The sequence below is a fragment of the Pseudomonas sp. SF2 genome (genome assembly GCF_036858055.1).
Classification (GTDB): domain Bacteria; phylum Pseudomonadota; class Gammaproteobacteria; order Pseudomonadales; family Pseudomonadaceae; genus Aquipseudomonas.
Genome location: NZ_JAMBDI010000039.1, coordinates 198,274 through 208,747, shown reverse-complemented (window position 1 = coordinate 208,747; position 10,474 = coordinate 198,274). Strand labels below are relative to the sequence as shown.

General features: G+C 64.7%; 10 protein-coding genes. 7 read left to right on the top strand and 3 right to left on the bottom strand.

Annotation, left to right across the window (positions count from 1 at the left end; genetic code table 11):
- Nucleotides 1–163: 163 nt before the first annotated feature.
- From M2S36_RS21210 to pcaC, 7 genes are all read left to right on the top strand, one after another.
- Nucleotides 164–1,024, top strand: coding sequence for a CoA transferase subunit A (locus M2S36_RS21210; RefSeq protein WP_015271654.1), 861 nt, complete (start codon nt 164–166; stop codon nt 1,022–1,024).
- Nucleotides 1,021–1,800 carry a CoA-transferase subunit beta gene (locus M2S36_RS21205; protein ID WP_063913238.1) on the top strand — a complete coding sequence of 260 codons (780 nt, stop codon included), beginning with the start codon at nt 1,021–1,023 and terminating at the stop codon, nt 1,798–1,800. The genes M2S36_RS21210 and M2S36_RS21205 overlap by 4 nt, the downstream gene beginning before the upstream one ends.
- A complete protein-coding gene (gene pcaF / locus M2S36_RS21200; RefSeq protein WP_207836767.1) occupies nt 1,797–3,002 on the top strand; it encodes a 3-oxoadipyl-CoA thiolase in 1,206 nt (401 codons plus the stop codon). The genes M2S36_RS21205 and pcaF overlap by 4 nt, the downstream gene beginning before the upstream one ends.
- 188 nt (nt 3,003–3,190) lie before the next feature.
- A complete protein-coding gene (locus M2S36_RS21195) occupies nt 3,191–4,480 on the top strand; it encodes an MFS family transporter (protein WP_207836746.1) in 1,290 nt (429 codons plus the stop codon).
- A gap of 9 nt (nt 4,481–4,489) precedes the next feature.
- The gene (locus M2S36_RS21190; RefSeq protein ID WP_207836745.1) at nt 4,490–5,842 is read left to right on the top strand and encodes a 3-carboxy-cis,cis-muconate cycloisomerase; all 1,353 of its coding nucleotides are present in this window, start codon (nt 4,490–4,492) and stop codon (nt 5,840–5,842) included.
- 11 nt (nt 5,843–5,853) lie between these two features.
- The gene (pcaD, locus tag M2S36_RS21185; protein WP_233687042.1) at nt 5,854–6,645 is read left to right on the top strand and encodes a 3-oxoadipate enol-lactonase; all 792 of its coding nucleotides are present in this window, start codon (nt 5,854–5,856) and stop codon (nt 6,643–6,645) included.
- A 10-nt stretch (nt 6,646–6,655) separates the two neighbouring features.
- Entirely contained in the window at nt 6,656–7,051 is a 396-nt protein-coding gene (gene pcaC / locus M2S36_RS21180; RefSeq protein WP_333957792.1) for a 4-carboxymuconolactone decarboxylase, read from the top strand.
- A 111-nt stretch (nt 7,052–7,162) separates the two neighbouring features.
- On the opposite strand, the gene M2S36_RS21175 is transcribed toward pcaC, so the two are convergent.
- The 3 genes from M2S36_RS21175 to M2S36_RS21165 form a co-directional block, all read right to left on the bottom strand.
- Nucleotides 7,163–7,687 (bottom strand): Mpo1 family 2-hydroxy fatty acid dioxygenase, encoded by a 525-nt coding sequence (locus M2S36_RS21175; protein WP_233687041.1) that lies wholly within the window; start codon nt 7,685–7,687, stop codon nt 7,163–7,165.
- A gap of 193 nt (nt 7,688–7,880) precedes the next feature.
- On the bottom strand, nt 7,881–8,804 hold the full coding sequence (locus tag M2S36_RS21170; RefSeq protein WP_207836738.1) for a LysR family transcriptional regulator: 924 nt from the start codon (nt 8,802–8,804) through the stop codon (nt 7,881–7,883).
- A gap of 201 nt (nt 8,805–9,005) precedes the next feature.
- A complete protein-coding gene (locus M2S36_RS21165; RefSeq protein WP_233687040.1) occupies nt 9,006–10,262 on the bottom strand; it encodes an OprD family porin in 1,257 nt (418 codons plus the stop codon).
- Nucleotides 10,263–10,474: the final 212 nt, after the last annotated feature.

Sequence of the window (10,474 nt, the reverse complement as noted above, 5' to 3'; positions counted from 1 at the left end):
GCTGGCTTGCCGGCGATGAGGTCTGTACGGGCAGCCAGGGGAGATAGGTAGGGATGCAATAATTGGTTCGATAATCGCACGAATAGTCGATTATCGGATTGTAAGCCGCCCATGAGTCTCCTTAATCTGAGCTTACCGAAGCACCCTGACCAGGAGTCTCCAAATGGCTGCAATTCTCCCGCTTCACGAAGCCGTGAAGCAGTTCATCCAGGATGGCGATACCGTCGCCCTCGAAGGTTTCACTCACCTGATCCCGACAGCCGCCGGCCACGAGATCATCCGTCAGGGCAAGCGCGACCTGACCCTGGTGCGCATGACTCCGGACCTGATCTACGACCAGCTGATCGGCGCCGGTTGCGCCAGCAAGCTGATCTTCTCCTGGGGTGGTAACCCGGGTGTCGGTTCGCTGCACCGCCTCCGTGATGCCGTCGAGAAGCAGTGGCCACACGCCATCGAAATCGAAGAGCACAGCCACGCCGACCTGGCCAACGCCTATGTCGCCGGTGCTTCGGGCCTGCCGTTCGCCGTGCTGCGTGCCTACGCCGGCTCCGACCTGCCGAAGGTCAACCCGCTGATCAAGAGCGTCACCTGCCCGTTCACTGGTGAAGTGCTGGCAGCCGTGCCCTCGGTACGCCCGGACGTGACCGTGATCCACGCGCAAAAGGCCGACCGCAAAGGCAACGTGCTGCTGTGGGGCATCCTCGGTGTGCAGAAGGAGGCCGCCCTGGCCGCCAAGCGCTGCATCGTCACCGTCGAGGAAATCGTCGACGACCTGCAGGCCCCGATGAACGCCTGCGTGCTGCCGACCTGGGCGCTGAGCGCGGTATGCCTGGTACCGGGTGGTGCGCACCCGTCCTATGCCCACGGCTACTACGAGCGTGACAATCGCTTCTACCAGGCCTGGGACCCGATCGCGCGTAGCCGTGAATCGTTCACCGCCTGGATCGACACCTACATCCGTGGCACTGCCGATTTCAACGAATTCAAGGCCAAGCTGGCCAGCACTGCGGAGGCCGCACAATGAGCTACTCCACTTCCGAAATGATGACCGTCGCCGCAGCCCGTCGCCTGCGCAACGGTGCTGTGTGCTTCGTCGGCATCGGCCTGCCGTCCAAGGCTGCCAACCTGGCGCGCCTGACCTCGTCGCCTGACGTGGTGCTGATCTACGAATCCGGCCCGATCGGCGCCAAGCCAAGCGTGCTGCCGCTGTCGATCGGTGACGGCGAGCTGGCCGAAACCGCTGACACCGTGGTGCCGACCGGCGAGATCTTCCGCTATTGGCTGCAAGGTGGTCGCATCGACGTCGGCTTCCTTGGCGCCGCCCAGGTCGACCGCTTCGGCAACATCAACACTACCGTGGTCGGTGACTACCACGCCCCGAAAACCCGCCTGCCGGGTGCCGGTGGCGCACCGGAAATCGCCGGTTCCGCCAAGCAGGTGCTGATCATCCTCAAGCAGTCGCCGCGTGCCTTCGTCGACAAGCTGGACTTCATCACCTCGGTTGGCCACGGTGAAGGTGGCGACTCGCGCAAACGCCTTGGCCTGCCAGGCGATGGCCCGGTCGGCATCATCACCGACCTGTGCATCATGGAGCCGGAAGCCGGCACCCATGAATTCGTCGTCACCGCCATCCACCCGGGCGTGACCCGTGAGCAGATCATCGCTGCCACTGGCTGGGCGATCCGCTTTGCCGATGATGTGCAGACCACTGCCGAACCTACCGAAGTCGAGCTGTCCGCCCTGCGTGACCTCGAAGCCCGCACCGCCGTGGCCCATGGCCAGGTGGCAGGAGAAGCCTGATGCGCGACGTATTCATCTGTGACGCCATCCGCACCCCGATTGGCCGCTTCGGCGGCGCCCTGGCCGGCGTGCGGGCCGACGACCTGGCCGCCGTGCCGCTGAAGGCGCTGATCGAGCGCAACCCCGGCGTGCAGTGGGATCAGGTTGACGAAGTGTTCTTCGGCTGCGCCAACCAGGCCGGTGAAGACAACCGCAACGTGGCGCGCATGGCGCTGCTGCTGGCCGGCCTGCCGGAGAGCATCCCGGGCGTTACCCTGAACCGCTTGTGCGCGTCGGGCATGGATGCCGTTGGCACTGCCTTCCGCGCCATTGCCAGCGGCGAAATGGAACTGGCGATTGCCGGCGGCGTCGAGTCGATGTCGCGTGCCCCGTTCGTCATGGGCAAGGCCGAAAGCGGCTATTCGCGCAACATGAAGCTTGAAGACACCACCATCGGCTGGCGTTTCATCAACCCGCTGATGAAGAGCCAGTATGGTGTGCACTCCATGCCGGAAACTGCCGACAACGTGGCCGACGATTACCAGGTTTCGCGCGCTGACCAGGACGCTTTCGCCCTGCGCAGCCAGCAGAAGGCAGCTGCCGCCCAGGCCGCCGGCTTCTTCGCCGAAGAGATCGTGCCGGTGCGTATCGCGCACAAGAAAGGCGAGACCATCGTCGAGCATGACGAGCACCTGCGCCCGGAAACCACACTGGAAGCCCTGACCAGGCTCAAGCCGGTCAACGGCCCGGACAAGACCGTCACCGCTGGCAATGCCTCGGGCGTTAACGACGGTGCTGCGGCGCTGATCCTGGCTTCGGCCGAGGCGGTGAAGAAGCACGGCCTGACCCCACGTGCCCGAGTACTGGGCATGGCCAGTGCCGGTGTTGCACCGCGGGTGATGGGTATTGGCCCGGTGCCGGCGGTGCGCAAGCTGACCGAGCGCCTGGGTATGGCGGTGAATGATTTCGATGTGATCGAGCTCAACGAAGCCTTTGCCAGCCAAGGTTTGGCGGTGCTGCGCGAGCTGGGTGTGGCCGACGATGCGCCGCAGGTGAACCCTAACGGCGGTGCCATCGCCTTGGGCCATCCGCTGGGCATGAGCGGTGCGCGTCTGGTGCTGACCGCGCTTCACCAGCTGGAGAAGAGTGGTGGGCGCAAGGGCCTGGCGACCATGTGTGTGGGGGTCGGCCAAGGTTTGGCGCTGGCCATCGAGCGGGTTTGACCTGTACCGGCCTCTTCGCGGGCACGCCCGCTCCCACAGGGGGACCACGCCTCCCGCTGTGGGAGCGGGTTTACCCGCGAAGAGGCCGGCCCTGCCAGACACAAGGCCAATTGCCAGCCAGATTGCGGAACGAGTGTGTTACCAGGTGTGTCTAGAATTACCTGCGACCCTCCAGGAGTAAAACCGTCATGACCTCAGCCTATTACACCGGCGAAGAACGCAGCAAACGCATCTTCGCTATCGTTGGTGCCTCTTCAGGCAACCTGGTGGAATGGTTCGACTTCTACGTCTACGCCTTCTGCGCAATCTACTTTGCCCCGGCTTTCTTCCCCTCCGACGACCCCACCGTGCAGCTGTTGAACACGGCGGGCGTATTCGCCGCGGGCTTTTTGATGCGCCCCATCGGTGGCTGGATCTTCGGCCGCCTCGCTGACCGCCATGGTCGCAAGAATTCCCTGATGATCTCGGTGCTGATGATGTGCTTCGGCTCCCTGATGATCGCCTGCCTGCCTACCTACGCCAGCATCGGCACCTGGGCCCCGGCGCTGCTGTTGCTGGCCCGGCTGATCCAGGGCCTGTCGGTAGGCGGCGAATATGGCACCACTGCCACTTACATGAGTGAAGTGGCCCTGCGCGGCCAGCGCGGCTTCTTCGCCTCGTTCCAGTACGTGACCCTGATCGGTGGCCAGTTGCTGGCGGTGCTGGTGGTGGTGATCCTGCAGCAGTTGCTTACTGAAGAAGAGCTGCGCGCCTGGGGCTGGCGCATTCCGTTCGTGGTCGGTGCCATCGCCGCGCTGATCTCGCTGATGCTGCGCCGCTCGCTGCATGAGACCAGCAGCGCTGAAACCCGCAAGGACAAGGATGCCGGCACCATCAAGGGCCTGTTCCGCGACCACGCGGCGGCCTTCATCACCGTGCTCGGTTACACCGCAGGCGGTTCGCTGATCTTCTATACCTTCACCACGTACATGCAGAAGTACCTGGTCAACACCGCCGGCATGACCGCGAAAAACGCCAGCTACGTGATGACCGGTGCGCTGTTCCTGTTCATGGTGCTGCAGCCGTTCTTCGGCATGCTCTCCGACCGCATCGGTCGGCGTAATTCGATGATGCTGTTCGGCGCCCTGGGTACGCTGTTCACCGTGCCGCTGCTGATGGCGCTGAAAACCGTGAGCAGCCCGTTCATGGCCTTCGTGCTGATTACCCTGGCGTTGTGTATCGTCAGTTTCTACACATCGATCAGCGGTCTGGTGAAGGCTGAGATGTTCCCGCCGCAGGTGCGCGCGCTGGGTGTAGGCCTGGCCTATGCAGTGGCCAACGCGGCGTTCGGCGGTTCGGCCGAGTACGTGGCCCTGGGCCTGAAGACCCTGGGCATGGAAAACACTTTCTACTGGTACGTGACGGCGATGATGGCGATTGCCTTCCTGTTCAGCCTGCGCTTGCCGAAGCAGGCGGCGTACCTGCACCACGATAATTAAGGACGTGGCATGACCAACCAACTGTTCGACGCCTACTTCACCGCGCCGGCCATGCGCGAGATCTTCTCCGACCGTGGCCGCCTGCAGGGCATGCTCGATTTCGAAGCGGCGCTGGCTCGGGCCGAGGCGGCTGCCGGGCTGGTCCCGCACAGCGCGGTAGCGGCCATCGAGGCGGCTTGCCACGCCGAGCGCTATGACGTTGGCGCCCTGGCCAATGCCATCGCCACTGCTGGCAACTCGGCGATCCCGCTGGTGAAGGCGTTGGGCAAGGTGATCGCCAGTGGCGTGCCCGAGGCCGAACGCTACGTGCACCTGGGCGCCACCAGCCAGGACGCGATGGACACCGGCCTGGTCCTGCAGCTGCGCGCTGCCCTCGACCTGATCGAAGCCGACCTTGGCAAGCTGGCCGATACCCTGTCGCGTCAGGCCTTGCAGCACGCCGACACGCCGCTGGTGGGGCGCACCTGGCTGCAGCACGCCACCCCGGTGACCCTGGGCATGAAACTGGCCGGTGTGCTGGGCGCCTTGACCCGTCACCGCCAGCGCCTGCAGGAGCTGCGCCCACGTTTGCTGGTGCTGCAGTTCGGCGGCGCCTCCGGCAGCCTGGCCGCCCTGGGCAGCAAGGCGATGCCGGTGGCCGAAGCCCTGGCCGAGCAGCTCCAGCTGACCCTGCCCGAGCAGCCCTGGCACACCCAGCGCGACCGCCTGGTGGAGTTTGCCTCGGTGCTGGGCCTGGTTGCCGGTAGCCTGGGCAAGTTCGGCCGTGATGTCAGCCTGCTGATGCAGACGGAGGCGGGGGAGCTGTTCGAGCCTTCCGCGCCGGGCAAAGGCGGTTCCTCGACCATGCCGCACAAGCGCAACCCGGTGGGCGCCGCAGTGCTGATCGGTGCCGCGACCCGGGTGCCGGGCCTGGTATCGACGCTGTTCGCGGCCATGCCTCAGGAGCACGAACGCAGCCTTGGCTTGTGGCATGCCGAATGGGAAACCCTGCCGGACATCTGCTGCCTGGTCTCTGGTGCGCTGCGCCAGGCCCAGGTGATTGCCGAGGGCATGGAAGTGGATGCCGCGCGTATGCGCCGTAACCTCGACCTGACCCAGGGCCTGGTGCTGGCCGAAGCGGTGAGCATCGTCCTCGCCCAGCGCCTGGGCCGCGACCGCGCCCACCACCTGCTGGAGCAGTGCTGCCAGCGCGCCGTGGCCGAACAGCGCCACCTGCGCACCGTGCTGGGTGACGAGCCGCAGGTCAGCGCCGAACTGTCCGCCGAAGAACTCGATCGCTTGCTCGACCCTGCCCATTACCTGGGGCAGGCCCGCGTCTGGGTGGCGCGCGCCGTGTCCGAACATCAACGTTTCACTGCCTGAAGGAGACCGCTGTGGCGCACTTGCAACTGGCCGATGGCGTTTTGAACTACCAGATCGATGGCCCGGAAAACGCCCCGGTGCTGGTCCTGTCCAACTCGCTGGGCACTGACCTGGGCATGTGGGACACGCAGATTCCACTGTGGAGCCAGCACTTTCGCGTGCTGCGCTACGACACCCGTGGCCACGGTGGGTCGCTGGTCACTGAAGGCCCTTACCGCATCGAACAGCTGGGGCGTGACGTGCTGGCCCTGCTCGATGGCCTGGACATCGGCAAGGCGCATTTCGTCGGCCTGTCGATGGGGGGCCTGATCGGCCAGTGGCTGGGCATCAATGCAGGCCAGCGCCTGCACAGCCTGACCTTGTGCAACACCGCAGCCAAGATCGCCAACGACGAGGTGTGGAACACCCGTATCGACACCGTGCTCAAGGGTGGCCAGCAGGCCATGGTCGACCTGCGCGATGCCTCCATCGCCCGCTGGTTTACCCCGGGTTTCGCCCAGGCCCAGCCAGCGCAAGCCCAGCGCATCTGTCAGATGCTGGCGCAAACCAGCCCGCAAGGCTATGCCGGCAACTGCGCCGCGGTGCGGGATGCCGACTACCGTGAGCAGTTGGGCCGCATCCAGGTGCCGACGCTGATCGTTGCCGGTACCGAAGACGTGGTGACCACCCCGGAGCACGGCCGCTTCATGCAGGCCGGTATCGCGGGTGCCGAGTACGTCGACTTCCCGGCGGCGCACCTGTCCAATGTCGAGATCGGCGAGCGCTTCAGCCGCCGCGTGCTCGATTTCCTGCTGGCTCACTGAGGACACCGCCATGGATGAGAAACAACGTTACGACGCCGGCATGCAAGTACGCCGTGCTGTGCTTGGCGATGCCCACGTGGACCGCAGCCTGGAGAAGCTCAACGACTTCAACGGCGAGTTTCAGGAGATGATCACCCTCCACGCCTGGGGTGACATCTGGACCCGCCCGGGCCTACCGCGGCATACCCGTAGCCTGATTACCATCGCCATGCTGATCGGCATGAACCGCAACGACGAGCTGAAGCTGCACCTGCGCGCGGCGGCCAACAACGGCGTGACCCGCGACGAGATCAAGGAAGTGCTGATGCAGAGCGCGATCTATTGCGGCATTCCGGCGGCCAATGCCACCTTCCACATGGCGGAGTCGGTGTGGGATGAGCTGGGCGTGGAGTCGCGACAGCAGTAATGCCTGTACCGGCCCTATCGCCGGCAAGCCAGCTCCCACAGTGATTGCATCAGGCCTGAGGGCAGTGCAGTCCCTGTGGAGCTGGCTTGCCGGCGATAGGGCCATGAATGTTTACAGGGCCGCATTCTTCTGCCGCATGGCCACGGGCCCGGAGTTGGCCTCGACGGCGCGTTTCAGGGCCGGGCACAGGCCGAGCATGAACGCAGCTTCTGCCACCACGAACAACGGCCCGATGATCAGCCCGCTGACATCATCGACAAACGCCGGCTTGCGGCCTTCGTAGTAATGGCCGACGAACTGGATGATCCAGCCCACCACGAACGCCCCCAGCCCGGCTCCGAGCCACAGCGCTGTCGTCTGCATTGCCAGTACCTGGCCGACCCACAGGCATAGCCCCAGCAACAACCCCATCACCAGCCCGAAGCGCAGGTCCAGACGCAGGTAGAACCAGACCGAGGCTGCTGCTGCCAGCAGGGCAGGGGACAGCCACATGCCGGCCACGTCCCAACCCGGGCGCGACAGCAGGATGGTGACCGCCAGTACGATCATCGGGATACCGACGAAGTGGGTGGCGATATTGCGTGGGTCGCGGTGATAGCTGGCGTATTGGCTCAGGTGGTCGACGAGGGTTTTCATGGTTGTGCCTCCCTGGTTGCCTGATCGAGGTGTATTGCCTGTTCTGGCCTCTTCGCGGGTGAACCCGCTCCCACAGGTACAGCGCAGCCCTCAGGAACTGTGGTGACCCTGTGGGAGCGGGTTCACCCGCGAAAGGGCCGCTACAGGCGACCGGTATAGCTCAGGATAGACCGCCCCTGCCACCATCATCAGCTCAGCGAATGGCAGCAGCCCGCACTGGCGTATCCAGCCCCACCAGCGTCTCGATCATCGCCCGCGCCGCCGGCGACAGTCGGTAACCGCTGCGGCTGACGACGCCACAGCGCACGCTCAGCACCTCCAGCGCCGGCGGCAGGTTGCGCCAGTGCAGGCGCACCAGGCGGCCGCTGGCCAGGTCTTCGGCAACGGCCTCCTCGCTGGCGCTGCCGATGGCGTCGCTGGCCAGCACCACACTGCGCAGCACTGCGAGGTGCTCGGTCTGCAGGTGCGGGGTGAAGTCACTGCGCCCGCTCAGGTTGGCCAGGCGCTTGCGCACACCAGGGGCGAGCAGGGCGCTGGCCAGCGGGTAGCTGAACAGGTCGTTGGTCGACAGGCTGTCCTTGGCCAGCAACGGGTGCCCCGGGCGGCAGAAGAACAGGCCGGGGCGCGGTGAAAGGGGCTCGGTGTGGAAGTTGGGGTCGGCTTCGAACGGGCGTATATCGTCGACGAAAAACTCGATCTGTTCGCGGCGCAGGGCCTGGCCGAGGCGTTCGGCGTTGTCCACCAGCAGCGAGGTGCGGATGCCAGGGTAGCGTTCGAGGAAGTGGCGCAGGGCATCGGGCACCAGGCGCACGGCCAGCGCCGGGCCGCTACCGAAATGCAGCTCGCCGGCGTCGAGCTTGGTCATCTGCAGCACTTCGTTGCTCAGTTGTGTGGCACCTTGTACCAGGCGCCGGGCATGTTGCAGCACCACCAGGCCTTCGGGGGTGGGCGGCAGGGCTTTGCTGGCGCGATCGACCAGTGGGCAGCCGAAGCTGTGCTCCAGGCTCTGGATGGCGCGGCTGAAGGCGGGTTGGGTGATACCCATGGCCTCGGCGGCGCGGACGAAGCTGCGGTATTCGGTGAGGGCGATGAAGTAACGCAGCTGACGGAGGTCCATTTCACGGCTCTGGGGCGGGGATCAGGGACCTATTCAAGCGGTTGCTGCATATGTCGTCAAAGAAGGTTTATTGATTTGTTTATAGCTTTAGGTTATTTGTGGTGGCATCTGGCCTCTTCGCGGGTAAACCCGCTCCCACAGGTTCACCACAGATTCTGAAACTGTGGTGAACCTGTGGGAGCGGGTTTACCCGCGAAGAATTCAAAGCAGATTCAGCGGGTAACTCACGATCAACCGGTTCTCGTCGAACGAGTTGGTGCTGAAGTCCCGGCGCATGGTGGAGTTACGCCACTTCACCGACAGGTCCTTGAAGCTGCCCGACTGCACCACGTAGGCCAGCTCGGTTTCCCGCGCCCATTCCTTGCCATCGTCCACGCCGCCTGCGGTGACGTTGTCACCTTTGATGTAGCGGTTCATCAGGGTCAGGCCTGGCACGCCGACGGTGGCGAAGTTGAAGTCATGACGCACCTGCCAGGAGCGTTCCTTGGCATTGTCGAAGCTGGAGTTGTAGCTGTCGTTGGCCAGGGTGCCGCCGCTGGTGCCGTTGACCCGCATCCAGGCGTTGTCGCCGCTGACCTTCTGCAGGCCGACGTAGAAGGTGTGGCCCTGGTACCGCGCCGAGAGCATGGCCGAGGCGGTGCGGTTGTCCAGTTCGCCAGCGCGTTCGGCGCCGTCTTCCTTGCCAATGAAGTAGCCCAGGTTGGCGCCCAGGGTCCAGTCGCCCAAGGGTTGGCTGTGCACCAGGTTGAGGTACTGCTGGCGGTAGATGTCCTTGAGCTGGGCATCCCACAGGCCGATCATCGTGCGCTTGTCGTTGAAGGTGTACTCGCCGCCGCCAAAATTGAAACGGTCGGAGGTGAACGCGGCCTTACCGTTCAGCGACATGTCTTCCATGCTGGCGTCGTTGCGTGGGCTGTTGCCGCGGAACTGGCCGGCGTACAGGGTCAGACCGGCGATTTCCTTCGAGGTCAGCTGGCCGCCGCGGAAGGTCTGCGGCAGCGAGCGGCCATCGTCCGAGCGCAGGATCGGCAGTACCGGCATCCATTCACCCACTTTCAGCTCGGTTTCGGACAGCTTGGCCTTCAGTGCCACGCCCAGGCGGCCGAAGTCATCGGCGGGGCGGCCATCGTCGTGCACCGGCAACAGATGGGTGTTGGTGGTGCCTTTGCCGCCGTCGAGCTTGACCGAGTACAGGCCCAGTACGTCCACGCCAAAACCGACGGTGCCCTGGGTGAAGCCGGAGCGGGCGTCGAGGATGAAGCTCTGCGTCCATTCCTCGGCCTTGGCCTGCGGGTGGGCCGGGTCGACGAAGTTGCGGTTGATGTAGAAGTTGCGCAGGTTGAGGGTGGCCTTGGCGTCTTCCAGGAAGCCACCGTTTTCGGCGGCGAACACGGGGAGTGCGCAGGACATGGCCAACAGGCCGGGCAGCAGCTGGCGTGCGGGTTGCAAAGTGCTCATCTGTCGTGGATCTCTTGTTTTTATGGGCGAGCCGGTGCGCTGCAGGATGCGGCCTGCAGGTGCGGGTCTTTTTGGATGAACCGGGGCAACGTTGCGTGGGGAGGATGGTGCGGGGTAGGGCAGGGGTGAGGCAATTCGCCGCAAACGGAAACGGGCGATAATCGAACGGAATGTTCCGGTTGGTTAATTGTTTTCCTGTACTGGCCTCTTCG

Excerpts from the sequence above, each read along its gene's own strand:
- M2S36_RS21195 (WP_207836746.1), top strand. The coding sequence starts at position 3,191 with ATGACCTCAGCCTATTACACCGGCGAAGAACGCAGCAAACGCATCTTC.
- M2S36_RS21165 (WP_233687040.1), bottom strand. The coding sequence starts at position 10,262 with ATGAGCACTTTGCAACCCGCACGCCAGCTGCTGCCCGGCCTGTTGGCC.
- pcaC (WP_333957792.1), top strand. The coding sequence starts at position 6,656 with ATGGATGAGAAACAACGTTACGACGCCGGCATGCAAGTACGCCGTGCT.
- M2S36_RS21175 (WP_233687041.1), bottom strand. The coding sequence starts at position 7,687 with ATGAAAACCCTCGTCGACCACCTGAGCCAATACGCCAGCTATCACCGC.
- M2S36_RS21190 (WP_207836745.1), top strand. The coding sequence starts at position 4,490 with ATGACCAACCAACTGTTCGACGCCTACTTCACCGCGCCGGCCATGCGC.
- M2S36_RS21170 (WP_207836738.1), bottom strand. The coding sequence starts at position 8,804 with ATGGACCTCCGTCAGCTGCGTTACTTCATCGCCCTCACCGAATACCGC.
- M2S36_RS21205 (WP_063913238.1), top strand. The coding sequence starts at position 1,021 with ATGAGCTACTCCACTTCCGAAATGATGACCGTCGCCGCAGCCCGTCGC.
- M2S36_RS21210 (WP_015271654.1), top strand. The coding sequence starts at position 164 with ATGGCTGCAATTCTCCCGCTTCACGAAGCCGTGAAGCAGTTCATCCAG.